Here is a 21,612-nt window from a genome sequence, read left to right on the forward strand (position 1 = left end):
AGGGTGTGTAAGCGTTGTGAGGCGTTGAGCTAACCTGTACTAATGACTCGTGAGGCTTAACCATACAACCCAGATAAGTTTTATCTGAGTTGATGGTAACTAGATTTATTATTTACTGTAAAAGGTAAGACTTAGTGAAGAATATAAAGCACTTAATAAAGTACGGTCATAAAATGCTCCTGCATTGATGACATCAAGTACATCCATGTACTTGAAACTCAAAGAAACAAACAGCTTTCCGAATTTAGTTAATCGCTTTTGCGGTTAACAACCAAATTTGCTTGGTGACAATAGCATTGTGGTACCACCTGATCCCATCCCGAACTCAGTAGTGAAACGCAATCGCGCCGATGATAGTGTGGGGTCTCCCCATGTGAAAGTAGGTCATTGCCAAGCGCCTAATTTACTCGAAAGAGTAGCTTTATTATGATAAAGCAGTCTACTAACTTTGACATGTTAGCGACTTAAAAAGAATTTAGTATACTGCGCAAGCAATTTACTAAAGGAGCGGTAGTTCAGTTGGTTAGAATACCGGCCTGTCACGCCGGGGGTCGCGGGTTCGAGTCCCGTCCGCTCCGCCAACATTACGATAAGCCCTAACAGGAATGTTAGGGCTTTTTCGTGTCTGGCGTTTATAGCCCTACTACTTCTTGTTTATAGAGAGTGATATGGCTTTTTGTATATAAAATATTCTAACTAGTTGTTGTGGCGTCGCGGACTTTTACAAAAAATAGTCCGCCTTAGCTTCGTGTTCGTAAGCTCAAGGCTATCGCCGTGCTCACCCACAAACACAAAGATGAGGCTTTTTTCGTTCTAGAACTTAATTATTTCAGTTTATGATAGAAGAAAGTCCGCTCTGCCAACATACAGTCCAGAGCCTTATATAAAAATAAGACTTTTTGTTGCGTTGAATAAATAACCCTGATGCTAAATAGGATCATGCTAATGCCAATGTCTTGTAATCGGGTTTAATTACTCTAACTCGTTCACATAAGTAAATCTCTCAAACACCTGTTTTACTCCTTAATGTTTTAGCTTTATTTCTATTATTAGAATAAATACTAGTAACAATTCATAGTTGCTAATGATAGGTTGACAGCGCTGTCATTAACTTTAAAGGAGTTTATTTTATGAAAAAGGACAAATACTGTTCAGCGACGACATTGATTTTAGCTATGGGCTTTATAGGCAGTGCATTTGCCGGCGGAAAAGGTATTTTTTTCGATGACTTTGCCTATGAAAGTATAAAAGATTTCAATAATAATGGTTGGAAAGCACGTACAGAGACTGGTCATCCAGGAATTAGTGGGGCAACTTGGTCTGCGAAAGGCTTAAGTTTCCATCCTGCACACACCGAAGCGCATAACGGTGCAATACGTATGAGTTCAATTACGGCTGGTGAAGGAGAAAATACCCGTCATACTCAATTTTGTCATAAGCGTAAATATCTTGAAGGTACCTATGCTTCAAGAGTCTTTTTTCGTGACAAACCAACTTATGGACCAGACGGTGATGAAGTCATCCAGACTTTTTATACTATTAGCCCTTTGGAATATCCTTTAGACCCTAATTATAGTGAAGTCGATTTTGAGTACCTGCCAAATGGCGGTTGGGGAAGTGATAGTTCCCCGGCTATGTGGACTACAACATGGGAGACTTTTCAATTAACCCCATGGACCAAGGTCAATGAATATACTCGTAAAGAGGGGAGTTACGCTGGTTGGCATATTTTGGTAATGACTGTTGAGAAGGATGCAGTCAATTACTACGTTGATGGAGTACTGATTTCTACTCATTCAGAGGCAGTAGCACCAGAAGTGCCAATGTCCATTAACTTTAACCTTTGGTTTATGCCCAAAGGTGCAGATGGTTCTATTGGGCCTGTGGACTCTGACGACTTGAGAGAGTATCAACAAGACATAGACTGGGTATACCATAGCGCTAACCAAATAATGTCGACTGAGGACGTACTAGGCAATGTCTCAATACTACAAAATCAGAAAAAATATTATCTGGATACGGTCAAGCCAATGGTACCAGCTTTAGCTTCCCCTTGTGGCTTATAAGGCTGAATAAGACTATTAGTAATAAACTGGCTAATATTTGTGTTTTTAAAGATATCTTGATTGAAAAAGCCGCAGTTAGTGGCTTTAGAGCTAAAAAGTACTTTACCTTTTAGCTCTGTTTAAGCATAATGCTCCACATCAACAGGGGTATAGTTCCAATTGGTAGAACAGCGGTCTCCAAAACCGATGGTTGCGAGTTCGAGTCTTGCTACCCCTGCCAAATTTAGAAAAAGCCGAGCAATAGCTCGGCTTTTTTGTATCTAAAATTTAGCTTTGTTATTCACACTGAATTTAGTTAGATCTGTTTTAGATAACTAAAGCTCGAAACAGTATGTCGATTTGCTTTGTTAGGTGTAAAATAGCCCGATATTCTTTATAAGGGCGCAACATGCAATTTATCACGATCGACAAGCCACAATACCGTAAACGACTTAACGTGTTGCTGATTGCTTTAGTCGCCAGTTTAACCATACTCTCGCTTGGTTTCGGGGCATTACTTATTGAACTTTTTGGAAACGATACCGTGGTGAGTGGCGAATCTACAGGGCACTTTCATTTTAATTTTATTGGTGTTTTTTTAGCGGTTATTAGTTGCAGTTTGGTGATGAATGCGATTAAAACAAAGCCGTACATGAAAGAGATATATTGGATGTGGCAAGTTAAGCAATTACAAAATCGTATTTACCGAAAGCTTAAAAAGGTGCTTGCTGCAGCAAAAGAAAACGATATTAATGCACTCACGATTTTACTTTATTACTACCATAGTCAAAAGAAGGTGTATGAGCTGGACAACAACACGCTAACGATGGCGACGGTAGAAACTGATATCAACAGAATTGAATCGCAAATTGCAGACCTAAATTTGGCTATCACACTTGATGATTTTTCGAGTGATTTAATCGATAAAATTTAGTTGTTATAGTTGTTTTGATTATTGATTCGAATCATAGAGTTCAAAAGCCGCGTAACAGATAACTGTTACGCGGCTTTTTTATTGTGACTCATTAGCGTATGTGTTGATTACTAATGAGTTTAAAGCTTATAAAACGATAAGCTCAACGCGAATATTTCCGCGAGTCGCATTTGAATACGGACAAACTTGATGTGCTTTTTCTACAAGAGCTTCAGCGTCGGCTTTAGACATACCAGGTAGGGTGATTTTTAATTCCACGTCAATAGCAAAGCCTACGCCTGCTGTATTGGCACCGATACCAACAGTGGCTTCAACGGTAAGATCTGAACTTAGAATTTGCTTGTCTTGGCCTGCAACAAACTTCATTGCACCAATAAAACAAGCTGAGTAGCCTGCTGCAAACAACTGTTCAGGGTTAGTTCCGTCACCACCTGCGCCGCCAAGCTCTTTTGGGGTACTCAAATTAACAGAAAGCTTGTTGTCAGACGAAACTGATTTACCGTCACGGCCGCCTGTTGTAGTTGCTGTTGCTGCGTATATGATATCCATTGAAAACTCCTAATCGATTTAATTCTATATTGATAATGAGTGACTCAATTGGATACCCACTATCCATTGACTCAATGATAAATACGATACGCCAAAATTAAATTGCGCGCAACTTAATTTGTGATGAATTATTGAATAGAAAATTTTTGTATTTAAAAACAATATTCTACTGGCTGTGGCTATTGCTATACTTGCGGCTTGTAGTTGGGAAAAGCAGATGATCTAAAAGAAAAGCTAATCCGTACAATATTTATCTAATTAATCCGGTCTTATTTAATGATGAGTCAATTTTAACTGCAACTTTTATATCTTTCACTGGTCATATAATAAGCGCAGTTCAATAAAGTTAGAAGTAACACATATCAGTTACTAAACCAGTAAAGTCATTCTTTTCTTTATAGTTTTACGTATATATTTGCTGATTATTTGTGCACTAAAGTTGTACATGTTAGGATTGTTACAAAGTTTAACAGGTGGAGTGAGTAGAAAATGAATACCAATTTAACAAAAGAAGAATTAGCTTGTTTTAGCGAATTATTTGCTAAGAAGCCTTCTGCTGTTAAAGCTTCTGATGATACTCATTCAGACACCATTGCTGTAACAACTGAAATCCCTTCAACATTAGCGAGGTTGCTTGGTAAAACTCAATTAACCCTATTGGCTGAAATTAGTCATTACAGACTCTGGTTTCCCTTAAGTATTGCAATGGATGAATTGGGACAGTTTGCGCCTACACTTGGCATTCCTGAAGTTGTTGATACACGCGGAGCTGATCGCAGTTGGAGAATGAAAGAACTTGATAATGTCAGAATCATCGATTTTGATACCAACCATGCTATTGAAGTGTTATCGCTTTCTAGCACGGGTTTAACACTTTATGCTCCAAACATTTCGGATGATGTTGAATCACGTCGTGCTAAGTTGATTTTAACCAAAGACATCAGTTTTGACATTGAATATCAAATTGTACGATCTGAAAATGGTGTCATTGCAGCGACTATCGTGGTGAGTGATGAATCAAGAGAAACACTAAGACAGTTTCTATTCTCGATGCATAAATCAAAATATTCATACCTTTACGAACATCAAGCTAACCCATCTAAAGATGAAGAAGATAACATCTTAAAATTAAACCCTTAATAGGTGATTCTAACCTTTATACTGGTCAATAATAAGCGTCGTTATACACCTAATCTAGGATGTTATAGTCACTAAATTATTTTTTTAAGACTAATTGTTATCTCTTAGCTCTATCTTTTCTTTCTTCTTTCTTCTTTCTTCTTTCTTCTTTCTTCTTTCTTCTTTCTTCTTTCTTCTCTCTTCTCTCTTCTCTCTTCTCTTCTTATATCTTTTCTTCTTATCTAGCTCTTGTCGTTATTTAGCACTTGTTCCTCGACAAGCAAGACAGCTGTTCAATACCACGTCCTGAAATCACGTAACATTAAAATCAACTTTTAAGCTTTGGGCTAAAGCCTTAGTGAAGTCATTGTCGGCTTTAGCTTGGACTAAGATACACAGCTCATCTCCAACAGGCGTAAAGCGATAGTAACTGAATAATAAGTTATTACTTCTTGGGGATATTTTGATGTGATGCTCTGTCATGCTAAGTAAAATAGCAGCATTTTTTTCTAAAATACCGGTTTCAAATTCACTGCTATGTAATATCCCAGCATCCATTAAAGTGAGAATACTTGAATAGGGCAGGCCAAACTTTGAAAGGCCGACATTTACAGTCGATGTCTTTCTAAAATACTGCTGTATCCCACCTTGAATTCGGTAACCGTTCAATAGTTTATAACGGGTTTCGGTGTTTAATTTAACTGACATTCCCAGCGCTTTTTCAAGTATTTGCGCTTCACGTTGCGTGAGCTGCTTTAAAATAGCTAATGTTCTGAGACTAAACTTACCTGGTTTGACTATTTCACTGGCAAGGATCCTTGCCCACAAATCCTGCATTCTGCGAGAGCTGATTTGTTCAGCCATTTGAAAGAATTGATAACTCCAGTCTGGGTCAAGGTCTTCACCTGTTACATCTGAAGGGGTGTAATTGAGCGCGAGTGAAAAAATTGTTTCTAAATTTAATTGATGCAAAATCTGATTTTTTTGTAATCTGAATTGCGAACGTTCACCGATAGATGCTTGAGATGGACGGTATTCATCTTCACTTGCTAAACCGAGCATTTTGCCAAGTAATAGTGCCTTTTTACGTGCAGAAACGCCTGCATTTGTTTTGTCAGCTTGTTTTGGATGATTCTCTGCCATTATTGCTCTCTTAGCCCAAGTACTTGACTGGGTTATATCGTATCATCATTTATTTTAGTTGATTTGCCCCAATTTGTTTCGTTTCCTGGCTGTGGCATTGACGGAATATTTAACGATAATATCAATGAACATAACGCAAACAACACACCGATCATAAATACCCATTGTGGTGAGCTTAACCATAAAATACCCAGTAAGGCTGGAATGATGACAGCAGCAATATGATTAATGGTAAAACTGACTGACATACTTGCAGCAATATCTTTAGGGTCTGCAATTTTTTGAAAGTACGTCTTCATAGCAATAGCCATAGCAAATAGTAGGTGGTCGATAACATACAAAGCTGCTGCAACTTGTGCGTGCTCTACAAAGGCGTAGCTAGCAAAGACAATGATAAGCCCGACATACTCGATAACAAGAGCATTTCGTTCGCCAATTCGACCAATAAAACGACCAATAGCTGGGGCAAAAAAGAGATTAACAACGTAATTTATTAAGAATAATGCAGTAATTTCTGAAACCGAGTAGCCGAATTTTTCCACCATCATGAACCCAGCAAATACCATGAAGATTTGTCTTCTGGCACCGGATAAAAATGTCAGTGCATAGTAAAGCCAGTATCGTTTTCTAAAAATAAGTTTCTTATGCTGCGGCTCAGCGATTTCAAACCTTGGGTAATAGTAGGCCATGATTAAGACAGCTATTAATCCCAATGTGCCAATGATGCCATACATCCAAACATAGTCGAGCTTCATCCAGCTCATCACCAGCCAAATACTACCGTAGCCCATCAGTGCTGCAGCTGATCGCCACGCTAACGCTTTACCTAAAAATCCAGCCGTATCTTGTTTATCTACCCACTGTAATGTGAGCGATTGGTTAATGGTTTCAAAGTAATGGAAGCCAATCGACATCAGAACAGTGGTGAGATATAAGCCCAGCACAGAAGGAAAAAACCCTGTGATGGCAATCCCGATGGATAAGACAGCGAGTGAGATTAATGCAAAAGATTGTTCACGAATAAGTAATAAAACGAAAATAGCGGTGAAAGCTAAAAAACCTGGCACTTCGCGCAAGCTTTGAAGCATTCCTATTTCAGCACCACTAAATGCCGCTTTCTCAATAACAAAATTGTTGAGAAGCGCTTGCCAGACAGCAAAAACCATCGACATAACGAAGGTCATCCACAATAAAAGTTGCTGAGGGTTCTTACTCGAATGGGCTGGCATAAGGCTATTTTCCTGAATTTAATCCATTAAACGCATGGTTACACAGTTTGCAATTTTACGCCAAGTGTAAATCTATTGTAAATGAGGTTGCAAAAATAAATGTAAATTTTAATGCAAATGATTATCATTTGAAGTATTGTGTTGCCGTAATAACAAAGCACGCAATTATTGTGGAGAATGAGATGAGCAAAAAGTTAACGCTGTTGGCAGTATCTATAGCGAGTGTAATTGGGTTAGGTGCAACAAATGTGGCACATGCAGCAATATCGGCTGATGATTTAGCTAAAGCAATAGCAAAGCAAGAAGCTGAAATTGCGGCACTTAAGCAACAATTACAAGAATTGGCTAAGCAGCAATCTCTTCAGAGTGAATCTCAAAAGCAAATTGAAGTGGCTCAACACGAGCAACAAGTCGCAGTTAAACAAGTCAGTGAAACGGTGTCACAAGCGGAAGATCGTTACAGTAAATTCTCATTCAAGTCTTATGGTTCAGCCAACTTCACCAGTGATGAATACTTCGATAATGTGCAAGACACGACGCCAGAAAGAAGAAATCGTTTTGATTTAGAACGAATAGTCACTGAGTTTGGTTATCAATTTAACGATGCATGGAGCATGGAAGTTGAAATTGAATATGAGCACGGCGGAACTGGGGCCGCGCTTGAATATGATGGCTTTGATGAGTTTGGTGAGTTTGAAACCGAAACAGAAGCAGGCGGTGAAGTCGTTGTTGAAAAAGCTGAAATACGTTATCGCCCAAGTGATGCTTTCGGGGTTAAATTCGGTAATATCCATTTGCCAATCGGCTTAACTAGCACTCTGCATAAACCTAATCAATATCTCACAGTATTACGCCATAAAAGTGAAGCGACGATGATCCCTGCTGTATGGAATGAAAACGGTATTGGCGTTTATGGTGAAATCTCTGATTTTCATTATCAAGCACAAATCGTCAGTGGCCTTAACTCTGAATATTTCAGAACTTATGATTGGGTTGCATCTGGTCATCAAACGCGTTTTGAGCACGTAAACGCTGATGACTTAGCATTTGCGGGTCGATTAGATTACGGCAATTTTAAAACCGGGAGTGCTATTGGTGTTTCTTATTACTATGGTAATACTTCGGGCAACCGTAATAAGAGTAATAAGTTAGATGCCGATGGCACGTTAAGCATCGTTACTGCAGCCGCGGCTTTTGTTGAAGGGCCATGGGTGCTTCGTGGTCAGTATATGTATGGCACTTTGAGTGACACTGATGCAATTACGCAAGCTAACAAAACTACCCCAGGTCTTCGCCCTGGTAACTTTGCGCAGTTAGGCTCTAAATCACAAGCATTCTTTGTAGAAGCGGGCTTCAAGCTTGATGACTACTTTGATATCCCGATGACTGTTTTCGCCAATATCGACTACTCAAATCCTTTAATGGAAGTAGAAAGCGGCACTGCGACTAAGCGTTATGAAAATACTTGGAGCAGTATCGGAGTTAACTACTTCCCCATTCCTGAAATTGTCATCAAAGCTGAAGGTGGTCTGCAGCAAGTGGCAGTTTCCAGCATACCTGACACTAATTTCTTTGCGCTAGGTGTGGGTTATCAATTTTCGTTGTAACTCGTTACTTCGAACCAACAAATTTAAAAATGAAAGTGCTGAATTAATTCAGCAATATTATTAATTAAAATGGAGTTTTACATGAATTTTAAGTATAAAGCGATTGCATTAACTTTGATGGGTACATTGGCCGCATGTGGTGGTTCAGGCTCTGATGAACCTGGAATAATAGACCCAATAGAGCCTGTTACAGGGTTTACTTTCGCTGCAACTGAGATGATAACTAATTTAACTGATGACGTGATTGTTGCTGGATATGCTGATTTAGCTGCACAAGGTGATGCACTGTTACTGGCTACCCAAAAGCTATTAAATTCAACGTCTCAAGCTGATTTAGTGGCTGCACAAGAAGCATGGAAAGCGGCTCGTAAGCCTTGGGAACAGGGGGAATCACATATTTTTGGTCCTGTTGATTCACTGAGTATCGATCCTCATTTAGATAGCTGGCCTTTAAATACCACAGATCTTCAAACTCAGCTGGATAACAGCAATGGTTTTGACGCTGAAACAATTAAAAGCTGGAATGATGATGTTCAAGGTTTCCACACTATTGAGTTCTTGTTATTTGGTGACGGTGTTAATGACAACACTAAGTTAATTAGTGAGCTAACTACAGCTGAACGTGAATACGTGATTGCGTTATCAGAAGTTTTCCGCGACTACGCAGTACAACTTGATGATGCTTGGCAGGTTTCTCATAACCCACAAGATACTAACGCATTACCATACGCTGACTTATTAAAAACACCTGGCAGCGACAGCAATACCATTTATTCATCAGAGCTTGCTGTTATTGAAGAGTTAATTAACGGCATGATTGGGATTGTTGATGAAGTGGGTAACGGTAAAATTGCCGACCCATTCGGTGACTCACTTGCCAATGCAGATACGTCAAAAGTTGAATCTCAATACTCTTGGAATTCATTAACCGACTTTGCTGACAACATTCAAGGTGTTCGCAATGTGTACCAAGGTGAGTTTATTGGCGGTGCTGACAAGCAAGGCATTATCGACTTTGTTGCCGCAGCAGACAGTGATTTATCAGTGCGTATAGCAAGTGAAATTGATGATTCAATCCTAAAAATTCAGGCGATTTCTGGCAGCAACAACATGCCATTCCGTCAAGCTATTTTAGATGAAGATGGACGTGCTCGCATTGAAACGGCAGTGACCGCATTAACAACCTTACAAGCCTCATTAGAGTCAGATGTTATCCCACTATTATCTGAGTGGAATGCCCAGTAATTTCTATTAAATAGTAATAACAATAGCGCTACTGATACTGAGCCAGTGTCAGTAGCGCGATTTAATGACATTGATGAAGTTGGCCGTAAGAGCATGACAAGTCAAATAAAGTGTTTTGAACACCGTCGGTAGAGATACCGGTCTTGATATAAGAGTGTCTAAGATGAGCAAGAATCCCAAAGCTGTTAACGCCCCTAATTCCCCTAATTTTAATGGTAAAACCTTACTGGCCTCCATTATCTGTGTACTCATGTTATCTGCCTGTGGTGGCAGTGGTGACGATGAATCACCAACAATAATAGAACCTCCACAAGTTATTTATCCAGATTTTACAGATGTCACTGCCAGTGGCGGTGACACTACAACTTATGATGCAGGTAACTCTGGTCATGGTTTTTCTACTCCTTCGCCAAATTTATCTGATTCAGATCTAGAGCTACATTTAGAGGGGGATGCTAACTTTGAAATTTCATTCACCACAGCTCCTAACGCTGAACATCCTGAATTAGATGGTTTAGGGCCTGTTTTTAACAATGCCGATTGTAACTCATGCCATCAGCGTGATGGTCGTAATTCAACTCCATTTTTAGCAGCCGATGAAACTCGGGTGAAATTAGGCTCTGATGCGGGAATTTTTTTACGTATTAGTAAAACTCCCGATGAAGAGTGTATTACCCCAACTGCGGATAACGACTATTGTGCGCCGATTGCAGTCCCTGATTTTGGCGGGCAGTTATTTCACCGTGGCGTATTAAAAGCACGTGCTGACTGGCAGGATAATGCTTTTGGTGGTCAAGCTGATGTGTATCTGTCTTATGAACGTAGCACAGTAACATACTCCGATGGCACAAGTGTTGAGTTGAAAAAGCCGCTCTTTGAAGTTGAAAACCCATATGACGCCCCAGGTGAAACTAAGCAAAGCGCTAACGTCACGTCCAATCTACTCCAAGATGACGTGTTAATGGGCTGGCGAAATGGCATGCCTGTTTTTGGATTAGGTTTACTTGAAGCGATCCCTGAAGCAGATATTTTGGCCCTTGCAGATGAAAATGATGCGAATGACGATGGCATATCTGGCCGTCCAAACTGGGTGTTTGATGCTATTAAAGACCGTAACGGCGATGAAACGCCAGTATCACTAGGGCGTTTTGGTTGGAAAGCGAATACCCCAAGTGTCAGAGTGCAATCTTTAGGTGCACTTCGCGGTGATATTGGCATTACTAATCCATTATTCCCTGATGAAAGTGTTGTTGGCACCAGCTTGCATGACTCTTACTTAACCCGTACCGGTTTTGTTGATACTGGTAGTGATGAAAATGGGGCGCCAGAGGCGGATCAGGCCTTTAGTGACGCAGTGGTATTTTATGCTGAAACATTAGCGGTACCGGCAAGACGTAATGTCGATGATAGTGATGTGCGTGAAGGCGCACGTTTATTTACACAAGTTAATTGTAGTGGCTGTCACACACCAAGCTTTACCACTAAAACGGTAGGCGATATTGGTGGTATTGAGATAATAGATTCGCTCAAGGGACAAGTCATTTACCCATTCACCGATATGTTATTACATGATATGGGTGATGACTTAGCCGATGGTCGCCCTGACTTTTTAGCCAATGGTAATGAGTGGCGCACGCGTCCTTTATGGGGCTTAGGCTTAACGCAAACCGTTAACCCGCAAGCGGGCTTTTTACATGATGGCCGCGCAGCCACAGTGGAAGAAGCCATTTTATGGCATGGCGGTGAAGCAAGTAATAGCAAAGAGGCCTTTATGGCACTAACTAAAGCTGAGCGCGACCAGTTAGTATCATTCTTAATGTCGCTATAACTTTTAAACCCGCAGTTGCCATAATCAACAATTTTAAATTGCTGATTTGAAAAAATTAAGTGGATAACTTATCAGAGTTATCCACTTTTTTGTGAGCCACTCAAAAGTCTTAACTATTAATAGTCGATGTTGCTAATTTGGCGTGATCTGATCCATGTAATTATATTTCGCTTTCTATTAAGATTAGATGTAATAGCATGGTTGGATAAAATCTTGCTGAGTCGTTAACGGTTTAATAATCGTAACTGCTTTTTCTTTATTATCGTCGAGGTGAACGTGAGCAATATTCTAATTATCTATTCAACTGTCCACGGTCAAACCCGTAAGATTTGCGATTACATGCAAGACAAGCTTACCGCAGCAGGTGAAACCGTCACCCTCGAAGCACTTGAAGATAAGCCTGATTTAACTGCTTTTGATAAAGTCTTTATTGGTGCCAGTATTCGCCATGGTAAACATCGCCCTGAACTTTATCAGTTTGTTGCTGATAACAAAGAGGTGCTTGATAGCAAGGCGAATGGATTCTTTTCAGTGAGTTTAGTGGCCAGAAAACCAGGTAAAAATACACCAGATACCAATATGTACATGCAGGCATTTTTAAAACAAAGTGAATGGCAACCTAAGGTATTAGAAGTGTTTGGTGGCAATTTAGATTATCAATTTTATGGCCCGATGGATCGCAATATCATTCGTTTCATTATGTGGATCACTAAAGGCCCAACGGATCCAAATACCAAAGTTGAATACACTGATTGGGCGAAGGTAGATAACTACGTCGCGCAAATTCAGTCAGCGTAAATAAGTTTAAAGCCAACAATGTACTTGTTGGCTTTATTGATTAAATGACTTGCAATATTAAGCCTCATACAGCACTTAACGCTAAATGAAGAACCAAGCCCTTAGTTAGGAATGCAACAAGGAACAATATGAGCCTAAAATCATCAAAATTTGTCAAGCTGATATCAGAAAAGCTTCATGTCATTGTGATCACGTTAAGTGTTTTTCTGGTAGTGACAAGTCCGTGGATTTTAATTGGTAGCCGATTACGTGCTAAAGCCAGTATTTGGGATAGCTTACATGTTTATATTGGCTTAATCGCTGCAATTTTCGGATTGCTGTTTTTGTTGAAAAACTTACTCAATGGACATTGGCGTCAGTTCTTTCCATGGCTTAAATTAGACTTTTCCCAATGCGTCGATGAAATTAAGCAATTAAAACAAGGCAAGTTACCGAGTTCTGGCGGTAAAGGTATTTTCAGTATCGTGGAAGGTATTGGCTTACTATTAATGGCGTTAGTCAGTATTACGGGGATTGCTTGGTTTATCCTACAAGGCACCAGTGATGCTTTGATGTGGCGTAAATACCACATTATGTTTGCGCAAGGGTTTGTTGGCTTTTTAATGCTCCATATTGTGTTTGCTGCATTTCATATTATCGACATGGTGCGTAACTCATAACACAGCTCAAGTTATGGTAGTGGTTTACCGATTATTATTTTTGTCCGAGATTACCTAGTGTTTGTTACAAACGGCATTTATATACGGCATTTATAAAAAGACAGAGATAAAAATACAGATACAAAAAGCCCGACTTTATCGCTAAAGTCGGGCTTTTTAATCTCTTAAAGAGCGCGAGTAGCGCTCATGACTAAATGAGTTACTTCTTTTCTAACGCTAAGTAATTCATCACATCAATCAAGTCACCTAAGGTCGCCATTTCGTTCATGTTGATTGCGTACTTATCGTTAACGATAAATGTAGGCACACTTTGTACTTGGAACATGACTTGCTGTTGACGCCATAGTGCTAGCTTCGCATCAGTTGCATCGCTATCTGCAATTTTGTCATAAGTTTCAGCATCAACGCCGTTTGCGGCAAATACGTTTTTGATGTCGTCACGGTTGTTAATTTCTGGCTCGTCATGGCTGTGGCCTGGAGCGCTATGGTCGTGATGACCACCTTCGCCTTGAATCGCTTGGAACATTGCAGTGTTTAACGCTTTTTCATTACCGACCTCATGAATAACAGCTAATGCGCGCATCACTTCAGTACCAATCTCGCTGTTCATAAAGTCAACGTGCTTAGTTTCGAAGCCAATCTCTTTGTTCAAGTTACCTTTGATTTCTGGCAGGTATCTAGTTTCCATGTTGTAACAGTTATGACAGTAGAAAGAAAAGAACTCAGAAATCTTAGGTTCGCTAGATGCTGGGCCATCAGAAATTTTAGTGTAATGCTGACCTTCAACAAATTTAGATGGAAGAACAGCAACTGTTTCTACAGTTTTTTCAGCAGTGACTTCAACAGCTTTTTCAGCAGTGACTTCAGCAGGTTTACCACAGCCAGTAAGGGCGATTGTGAATGCCGCAAGTGCCATAGTAAATGCAATAGGTTTAATCTTAATCATTTCAGCCTCAATAAAAGTGTCGCGTTACCCGCTGGTAGTTGCGAGAAAACTTAAAATAGTCTTAATTAAGCCAATACTTAATTGCCTTAATATTAACAAGAATTATGACCTAAACGATGATTTATTTCAGGGTTAAATATGTGATGTGATGCGGCTTTCTTATAAAAATAGCTGCATCTAAGTCAGGTACTATCCAGCTTTAGATCGTAAAGTTTGCCATGCTTCACAAACCTGACGAAACTGATGTGCATCTCCGCCTGGGCGATCGGGGTGAAGTTTTAGTGCCAGCTTACGCCATTGTTTACGAATATCCTTATTGGTGGCGCTTGCATCTAACTCAAAAATACTCAGTGCATGGCTGTCATGCATTAATACTTGATTAACGCCAATATACTCTTGATAACTTGACCAAAAGGACTCCAGCATTTCTTTCACCACATTGGCACAAGTATCGTAGTGCTGCCAATCGAGATAATACTCTTTTAACGGCATATCATGATGTTGTTGCTGGGCGATATCATTGGGGAGAATTCTAAAAATTTGAATATCCATCGCTTGCACTTGTAGCCATTGATTGGGCAGTAACAAAGCTTGTAGTTCAAATAATGCGTTCATCAGTAAAAAATTACGTTTGAATAAGTCTTTTTCAGGCTCAGGATCCAGATTATGCATTAAGCCTTTATGTTGAAGTTCACTGGCAAGGTGATGGACTTTCCAGCTTTGACACGAACTCTGAAGCAGAGTGAGGAGGGGCCATATCAGCGGATTATCACTTTTCAAAGATAATCTATCAGTTTCAGACTGTTGACGAAGTTGCGCATCATTTGCTGCAAGCATAGTGTTGGTTTCGCTATGAATTGGCATTAAATTTACTATGCCACAGACATGAAAGGAGTCAATGGTGTTTTTTTGTTCAAGTCTAATTTAAGTCTTAAAGCTCATTTTGTTTAACAAATATGTCGATTAAACGTATTCCTCACAGACAAACCCTGCATATTTGGTATAAAATTCGCCGCAATAAAAATGATAGGGGCCAAAACCAATGACAGATAAACATTACATCAGTGCACAACAGCTACTGGAAGATTCTTTTAAACTTGCGGCGCAGGTTTATGACAGTGGCTTTAGACCACAATTTATTGTTGGTATCTGGCGTGGTGGAGCTCCAATTGGTATTGCCGTTCAAGAATTCTATGATTTTAAAAATGTCGAAACCGATCATATCGCAGTAAGAACCTCTTCTTACTATGGCATTGGTACTGATAAGCAAAGTAAAAAAATTAAAGTACATGGCTTACATTACATCATTGAAAATGCCAATGCAGATGACGGTCTATTGATTGTTGATGACGTATTTGACTCAGGTCGTAGTGTTGATGCGTTAATTGATAAACTACAAAAGTTTATGCGTAAAAACATTCCTACCGATATTCGTGTTGCTTGTCCTTACTACAAGCCCAAAAATACTGCGGTTGATTTAAAGCCAGATTACTTCATTCATGAATCGGAAGAGTGGTTAGTTTTCCCTCATGAGGTCTCAGGTTTAAATCCGCAGGAAATCGCTGAAGGTAAAAGTGATTTTAAGAATATTCAGCATTTGTTTAAGTAAAAGCCGCGAAACTGGTTATTTTTTGCTAAACTAGCAAGCTGAACAGTGCGTCAATGATAGTGACATACACGTGGTTTTAGTCCGTGTTTAGCTACTATCTTGATGCATTTTTTATTACCTAGAAAAAGATAAACATTGATTATGAGTTCTGTAGAAATATTTTCGCCAGCATCAACTGTAACTAAGCCTACTGAAAAGAAACAGTTAGAGCTTTTAGCGCCTGCAAAAAATGCTGACTATGGTATCGAAGCCATTCGTCACGGTGCAGATGCGGTTTACATTGGTGGCCCAGCGTTTGGCGCGCGCCATAATGCGGGTAACAGTGTTGAAGATATTGCTCGGTTAGCAGAATTTGCTCATCGCTATCATGCGCAAGTGTTTGTTGCGCTTAATACCATCTTAATGGATGACGAAATTGAGCAAGCACAAAGCTTAATTTGGTCGTTATATGAAGCAGGCGTGGACGCGCTGATTATTCAAGATATGGGTTTGCTGCAATTGGATTTACCGCCAATTGCAATGCATGCCAGTACTCAAATGGATAATCGTACGCCTGAAAAAGCGGTGTTTTTAGAACAGGTAGGCTTCTCGCAAGTGGTGTTAGCCCGTGAGTTAAACTTACCGCAGATTAAGCAAATTGCTGATACAACAAAACTTAAATTAGAATACTTTGTCCATGGCGCATTATGTGTCAGCTACAGCGGTTTATGTAATATCAGTCATGCCTTTTCTAATCGCAGTGCTAACCGTGGTGAGTGCTCACAAATGTGTCGTCTTCCTTGTGATTTGTCGACTCGTGATGGTGAAGTATTAGCTGAAAATGAGCATTTATTATCCCTTAAAGATAATAACCAAACTGAGAATTTAGAAGCTTTGATTGATGCTGGCGTGACGTCATTTAAAATTGAAGGTCGTTTAAAAGACATCAGTTACCTCAAAAATGTCACCGCACATTATCGTCAACAGCTTGATGCGATTATTGATCGCCGCAATGATCTTGAGTCAATGTCTCATGGTCGCAGCGAATTTACTTTCACACCTGATCCTGAAAAAAGCTTTAACCGAGGTAAAACAGATTACTTTATTAATCAACGCACTGCCTTAATTGAGCATTTTAGTTCACCCAAATATATTGGCGAAAAGGTCGGTACTATTGTGGGTGTTGGCCGAGACTTTATTAAAGTCGACAGTGCAAAAGCCGGTAAAACCATTGAGTTTAATAATGGTGATGGCTTGTGTTTCTTCATTGATGGCTATCAGAAACAACGCTTGTCAGATAATAAAACCAAAGGCTTACGGGTTAACCGCGCCGATGGTAACACTTTATTTTTAACTGACGTCAGCAAAGATCTAAAAGTGGGTGTGGAGTTATTTAGAAACTTCGACCATCAGTTTGATGCGTTATTATCAAAAGACTCTGCCAGTCGTAAAATTATGGTTGATATGGTGTTAGATGATACCGAACAAGGTATTGCCTTAACGGTGTCGGATAACCATCAACACACTGTGACAATTGAACTTGAGTGGGCCAAAGAGCCTGCAAAAGATTATGCCAAAGCGGATGCGAATTTACGGACTCAGTTAGGTAAATTAGGTAACAGTGATTACCGTTTAAACCAGTTGCAAGTTAATTGCGCTAATCGTTGGTTTTTACCGGCTTCAGTAATTAATGGTTTACGCCGCGATGCGATTGCAGCTTTTGATGAAGCACGTATTAATGGTTATCAACGGCCTCTTAGAGGCGAGCATGATAAAGAAGCACGTTTCCCGCAAAAGTATTTAAGCTTTTTATCTAATGTGGCCAATGATAAGTCTCGTGAGTTTTACGAGCAGCATGGCGTAATCCAAATGGAAGATACTTACGAGAAAAACCAAGTACTAACCGATGCACCATTAATGGTGACTAAGCATTGTTTGCGCTACAGCTTCAACTTATGTCCTAAAGAAGTTGAAGGGATTAAAGCCGACCCTATGGTGTTAGATATTGGTAAAGATAGATTGAAGTTAGTCTTTGATTGTCAGAAATGTGAAATGATGATTGTTGGCTCAAACCAATTAGTAAAACAGTAATTTTATTGATTAAAGATAAAAGTGCTCAAAATGAGTGCGAAATAGACAATGTTCGCGTAAACTGCGCGACCTTAATTTAAGCTGAGTTCAGCTAGGAAAAACCGAATAATGAGCAAAAGTAAGAAGTACGATTTTAGAGTATTAGCAGTTGGCGATACTTTTAAAACAGAAATCACTCGTCGTATGAGTGCAACTAAAACAATCGTGTCAAAAAGCCATGATGGCTTTACAACAGAAGATGAAGCTGTTGCATGGGGTCAAAAAGAGCTAACAGCCTTTATGACTACACAAGTTGAGCGTAATAAACGTAAAACTGAAAAGAAAATTAAAGCTAAATCAATTGCTGATGCCATTGCCGCAGAAGCATTAACTAATGAGTCTAGTGAAATTGATTTGACAGATTCAGCGGATGAGCTTGAAGATTAACAGTTAAAATAATACAGTAATACAACATTTTGGTGACATAGTTGCTGTATTTCTGTTTGAATTAACTACGTTTCACCTTTCAGCACCAATACCAAGGATGATTTCGGTATGAAAGCTAGCGCTACCCTAATAATATCTGGGGGGCTGTTGTTATTGAGCCCTTCAAATAATGTAGTGGCCAAAGAGCCACCACCATACATTAACGCCATAACAGCTAATTCAGATGCTGGTGGCGGTTCTGAAGAAAAACAGCTTTCAATCTTTTCTAATAAAGTGTCATTTGAGCTGCCTGTCGGTTGGAAAATGGCCTTTAATTCAGAAAAAGGCAATATGTATAAAGCTGAGTTTGTTCCTGCCGGTGAATCCCTCAATGATTGGTCTGCTTTATTCTGTATTCAAGGATTTGAAGGCTTGGCAACCGATATTGATAGCACTCAATTTCTTAATCGTTTTGCTGATACCTATAAAGATTCTTGCCAAGGCAGTGTGACGTATGAACAGCTTGGTACGACGCAAATTGGTGGCAAAGAAGCCGTTCACGGCATTATCGGCTGTACCAATATGAAGAATATGTATGGCGGTGCGACTGCGAGAACTCGTCAGGGTGAAATTGGCTATTATGCGGTATTAAAAGATACAGAAGATTTGTATCTGCTACATAAATCGATGAGAGGGGAAGTATTTAATGAATCTAACCCACCACTTAATGGCTCAAATCATCGTGATTTTATTTCTAAAATGCTGCAACTTAAATTTCAGCGTTAAGCACTCGATATAGAGACTATTCTAAGTCGTGCTCTGTTTTATTATTTAAGCCATTCCCCTAGCGCAGGTCTCATTGCGACACCTTCATATTATTCAACCCTTATAACTAAGCGTTGAATAATATGAATGATCTTCATTCTTTATATTAAAAAGTAACGTTAACCAGTTATAATGCTGCCAATTGTTATATGGACTTGCATTTAAGCAAACATAACAATGTTATATAACTCTCAATGAGAGTTATTTATAGTCAATTTTTTGTGGTGCCTATCGGCGTTTATCAATAGATAAGCAGCTAAGGGATAATCGGGAAACTAGTGAAAATCTAGTGCTGCCCCCGCAACGGTAATGGTGAGAACTGAGTGCGTAAGCTTGTTTGCTGATAATTAACCAGCAAAAGCGACGTTAAAAATTCAGCTTCGTTTGTCATGATACATGGCATCAACCTGAGTCCGGAGACCGGCCCAAAAAATGATTTTGAGATTTCGGTGGGCAGATCTCGAAATGTAGCCTTTTTTCGTCATTGTGAATGCTATAGCGCTTATGCGTGCTATTGGGATCACAAGATGCTTTATGCTGCGGCAACTATGCCCCATTTTTCCTTTTAGGAGTTAAAGGTAAATGGGTACTAATCCAACAAAAATCGCAACAGCACTTAGCTTAGTATTAAGCTTTTCAGCTGCCTCTATTGCTTCAATGTCTCTTGCTACATCAGCTTATGCTGAAACGACTGACAAGATTAAACCAGACGAAACCATTGTGGTTATTGGTCGCAGTGAAGCTAACCCATTAAATATTGCCGCGAACGTCAATGTTATCGATCAAATTGATATCGAAATGAGCGGTGCGGTGAGTTTAACGGATTTACTTCGCAGTCAAGCGGGTATTCAAGTTTCTGACAATAACTCAGGTACTGTGTTTGCCATGCGTGGTTTTACTGCATCACAAGCTGCGAGTAATACTCTGATTTTAATTGATGGCCGTCGATTGAATAATATCGATATTTCAGCTCCTAGTATTAATGCTGTACCGTTAAACCAAGTTGAGCGCGTAGAAGTATTGTATGGCAGTGCAGGTGTGCTTTATGGTGATCAAGCCGTAGGTGGTGTTATCAATATCATCACTAAAGCGCCTAACGGTACAGGTGGCGGCTTTGAGCTTAGCGGTGGTAGCTTTGATACTTATGAAGCTAAAGGCGATATCTCTGGGGCGATTAATGACGCATGGCGTTATTACTTAGCGGCGAGTTATAACCAAAGTGACAACTATCGCGATAATAATGAAAGCGAAACTGGCTCTGTTTTAGGTCGCTTACAATACCAATCTGATAAACAGCAGTTTTTTGTTGAAGCCAACTACTTTGATGATAATCGTCAAGCGCCAGGCGCATTAACGCTTGAGCAATTCGAAAGTGATCCAAGTCAAGCCGCTGCATTCACTGATGATGATTACACCCATGAAATGACCACAGCGCTTCGCAGTGGTTATGAGTACCAGTTAAACAAAGAGTGGGCATTGGTCGCAGACTTAACCTATTCAGATACGTTAACCACTAACTTCCTCTGGGGCAGTGCTGGGCGTATTGAACGCAATTTATTGAGCTTCTCACCTAAAGCCACTGCTAACTATCAGCTTGAACAAGGCGATTTAGATATTGTTGCTGGGATTGATTTAAGTGTTGGTGAGGCAGATTTTGATTTGGCTTACACTCAAAGAACTAACGAGCAAAAAGTTGCGAGTATTTACGCTCAAGCTTCTGTGCCGTTAACGACGACGTTATCTTATGTCGTGGGTGGTCGTTACAGTGAAGTGACCGATGATTTAACCGATCAAACTTTATACCCAAATGGTGTTGAGCTTGATAACGATGCACATGCATTTGAGTTAGGTTTAAATTACCGCCCAAGCCTTGAAAATCGTTTTTATATTCGTGCCAATGATAATTTCCGTTTCGCCAAGGTGGATGAACAAGCTTATACGCCAGTGACGACGATTGGGCTTGATCCACAAACAGGCCGCTCTTATGAAGCAGGCTGGGATTGGACCACCACAACCCAAACATTTAAGTTAAATACGTACCGTCTCGATTTAGAAGATGAAATTGTCTACGACGGTGGCCGTACAGATGGTCCCCAAGGCGGTGGTGCTAATGTTAATGCTGATGCATCACGCCGATATGGTGTTAATACTAGCTACGATATTCAATTATCTGCTGATTGGTTATTAGGGGCATCGTATGAGTATATCGATGCTGAATTCACCGAAGGCGAAAACGAAGGTAAAGCTCTGTCTTGGGTAGCGAAACACAATGGCCGTGCGCACTTAAGTTATGATATTGCTGCAGAGTGGCAAGTGTTTGTTGAAGGTATATACACTGGCGAGCGTTTCATTGAAGGGGATAACGGTAACGTTGATCCTAAGTTATCTAGCTATGTATTAGCGAACTTAGCTCTGAACTACACTCGTGATAATTGGTCTGCGAGTTTACGTGCTGATAACTTATTAGATGAAGAATATGTTAGTGCCGGTTATTACTCGGCTTGGGGCAACGGTTACTACTCAGGTAATGGCCGCTCAATTCGTTTGACAGCAGGATACCGCTTCTAAAGCTTGTTTGATTAATACACAGTTATGCTTAGG

General features: G+C 39.9%; 18 protein-coding genes, 2 tRNA genes, 1 rRNA gene and 1 riboswitch. Of the genes, 16 read left to right on the top strand and 5 right to left on the bottom strand.

Features of this window, described 5'->3' with window-relative positions; translation table 11 throughout:
- The first annotated feature begins 280 nt into the window (after positions 1-280).
- The 5 genes from rrf (at position 281) to L2737_RS03635 (ending at position 2,979) form a co-directional block, all read left to right on the top strand.
- Positions 281-396, top strand: a 5S ribosomal RNA gene (gene rrf / locus L2737_RS03615).
- A gap of 108 nt (positions 397-504) precedes the next feature.
- Positions 505-581: transfer RNA gene (locus L2737_RS03620), tRNA-Asp, on the top strand.
- Positions 582-1,130: 549 nt separating this feature from the next.
- Entirely contained in the window at positions 1,131-2,066 is a 936-nt protein-coding gene (locus L2737_RS03625) for a glycoside hydrolase family 16 protein (RefSeq protein ID WP_248954823.1), read from the top strand.
- A 143-nt stretch (positions 2,067-2,209) separates the two neighbouring features.
- Positions 2,210-2,286, top strand: a tRNA-Trp gene (locus tag L2737_RS03630).
- Positions 2,287-2,454: 168 nt separating this feature from the next.
- Positions 2,455-2,979 (top strand): DUF3087 domain-containing protein, encoded by a 525-nt coding sequence (locus L2737_RS03635; protein ID WP_248954824.1) that lies wholly within the window; start codon positions 2,455-2,457, stop codon positions 2,977-2,979.
- Positions 2,980-3,105: 126 nt separating this feature from the next.
- Here L2737_RS03635 and L2737_RS03640 read toward each other — a convergent pair whose 3' ends face one another.
- Positions 3,106-3,528, bottom strand: a complete 423-nt coding sequence (locus L2737_RS03640) for an organic hydroperoxide resistance protein (RefSeq protein WP_248954825.1) — start codon at positions 3,526-3,528, stop codon at positions 3,106-3,108.
- A 489-nt stretch (positions 3,529-4,017) separates the two neighbouring features.
- On the opposite strand from L2737_RS03640, the gene L2737_RS03645 reads away from it, so the two are divergent.
- Positions 4,018-4,668 (top strand): hypothetical protein, encoded by a 651-nt coding sequence (locus L2737_RS03645; protein ID WP_248954826.1) that lies wholly within the window; start codon positions 4,018-4,020, stop codon positions 4,666-4,668.
- Between the two features lie 291 nt (positions 4,669-4,959).
- Here the strand turns inward: L2737_RS03645 and L2737_RS03650 are convergent, their stop codons facing one another.
- Together L2737_RS03650 and L2737_RS03655 are read right to left on the bottom strand one after the other, a co-directional pair.
- On the bottom strand, positions 4,960-5,790 hold the full coding sequence (locus L2737_RS03650) for a TIGR03899 family protein (RefSeq protein WP_248954827.1): 831 nt from the start codon (positions 5,788-5,790) through the stop codon (positions 4,960-4,962).
- Positions 5,791-5,822: 32 nt separating this feature from the next.
- Positions 5,823-7,019: an MFS transporter gene (locus tag L2737_RS03655; RefSeq protein WP_248954828.1), complete on the bottom strand. Its 1,197-nt coding sequence runs from the start codon at positions 7,017-7,019 to the stop codon at positions 5,823-5,825.
- Between the two features lie 182 nt (positions 7,020-7,201).
- Here L2737_RS03655 and L2737_RS03660 point away from each other — a divergent pair, with 182 nt between their 5' ends.
- The 5 genes from L2737_RS03660 to L2737_RS03680 all read left to right on the top strand — a co-directional run bounded on the left by L2737_RS03660 (position 7,202) and on the right by L2737_RS03680 (position 13,156).
- A complete protein-coding gene (locus L2737_RS03660; protein ID WP_248954829.1) occupies positions 7,202-8,626 on the top strand; it encodes a hypothetical protein in 1,425 nt (474 codons plus the stop codon).
- Positions 8,627-8,707: 81 nt separating this feature from the next.
- Entirely contained in the window at positions 8,708-9,871 is a 1,164-nt protein-coding gene (locus L2737_RS03665) for an imelysin family protein (protein WP_248954830.1), read from the top strand.
- Between the two features lie 250 nt (positions 9,872-10,121).
- Positions 10,122-11,699 carry a di-heme oxidoredictase family protein gene (locus tag L2737_RS03670; protein ID WP_248955104.1) on the top strand — a complete coding sequence of 526 codons (1,578 nt, stop codon included), beginning with the start codon at positions 10,122-10,124 and terminating at the stop codon, positions 11,697-11,699.
- Positions 11,700-11,975: 276 nt separating this feature from the next.
- Positions 11,976-12,497 carry a menaquinone-dependent protoporphyrinogen IX dehydrogenase gene (gene hemG / locus L2737_RS03675; protein WP_248954831.1) on the top strand — a complete coding sequence of 174 codons (522 nt, stop codon included), beginning with the start codon at positions 11,976-11,978 and terminating at the stop codon, positions 12,495-12,497.
- 128 nt (positions 12,498-12,625) lie between these two features.
- Positions 12,626-13,156 (top strand): cytochrome b/b6 domain-containing protein, encoded by a 531-nt coding sequence (locus tag L2737_RS03680; RefSeq protein ID WP_248954832.1) that lies wholly within the window; start codon positions 12,626-12,628, stop codon positions 13,154-13,156.
- Positions 13,157-13,355: 199 nt separating this feature from the next.
- Here the strand turns inward: L2737_RS03680 and L2737_RS03685 are convergent, their stop codons facing one another.
- Both L2737_RS03685 and L2737_RS03690 read right to left on the bottom strand, forming a co-directional pair.
- Positions 13,356-14,102 carry a thiol:disulfide interchange protein DsbA/DsbL gene (locus tag L2737_RS03685; RefSeq protein ID WP_248954833.1) on the bottom strand — a complete coding sequence of 249 codons (747 nt, stop codon included), beginning with the start codon at positions 14,100-14,102 and terminating at the stop codon, positions 13,356-13,358.
- 189 nt (positions 14,103-14,291) lie between these two features.
- Positions 14,292-14,939, bottom strand: coding sequence for a DNA-J related domain-containing protein (locus L2737_RS03690; protein ID WP_248955105.1), 648 nt, complete (start codon positions 14,937-14,939; stop codon positions 14,292-14,294).
- 205 nt (positions 14,940-15,144) lie between these two features.
- Here L2737_RS03690 and L2737_RS03695 point away from each other — a divergent pair, with 205 nt between their 5' ends.
- The 5 genes from L2737_RS03695 (at position 15,145) to L2737_RS03715 (ending at position 21,579) form a co-directional block, all read left to right on the top strand.
- Positions 15,145-15,711, top strand: a complete 567-nt coding sequence (locus L2737_RS03695; RefSeq protein WP_102528939.1) for a phosphoribosyltransferase — start codon at positions 15,145-15,147, stop codon at positions 15,709-15,711.
- Positions 15,712-15,852: 141 nt separating this feature from the next.
- Positions 15,853-17,781: a peptidase U32 family protein gene (locus L2737_RS03700; RefSeq protein ID WP_248954834.1), complete on the top strand. Its 1,929-nt coding sequence runs from the start codon at positions 15,853-15,855 to the stop codon at positions 17,779-17,781.
- 108 nt (positions 17,782-17,889) lie between these two features.
- Complete coding sequence (locus tag L2737_RS03705) at positions 17,890-18,207, top strand: DUF3622 domain-containing protein (protein WP_102528937.1); 318 nt, start codon at positions 17,890-17,892, stop codon at positions 18,205-18,207.
- Positions 18,208-18,315: 108 nt separating this feature from the next.
- Positions 18,316-18,972 carry a hypothetical protein gene (locus L2737_RS03710; RefSeq protein WP_102528936.1) on the top strand — a complete coding sequence of 219 codons (657 nt, stop codon included), beginning with the start codon at positions 18,316-18,318 and terminating at the stop codon, positions 18,970-18,972.
- A 243-nt stretch (positions 18,973-19,215) separates the two neighbouring features.
- Positions 19,216-19,454: riboswitch (cobalamin riboswitch) on the top strand.
- 139 nt (positions 19,455-19,593) lie between these two features.
- Positions 19,594-21,579 carry a TonB-dependent receptor gene (locus tag L2737_RS03715; RefSeq protein WP_248954835.1) on the top strand — a complete coding sequence of 662 codons (1,986 nt, stop codon included), beginning with the start codon at positions 19,594-19,596 and terminating at the stop codon, positions 21,577-21,579.
- Positions 21,580-21,612: the final 33 nt, after the last annotated feature.

Origin of the sequence: Shewanella electrodiphila, assembly GCF_023283985.1 — a bacterium.
GTDB classification, from domain to species: Bacteria; Pseudomonadota; Gammaproteobacteria; order Enterobacterales; family Shewanellaceae; genus Shewanella; species Shewanella electrodiphila.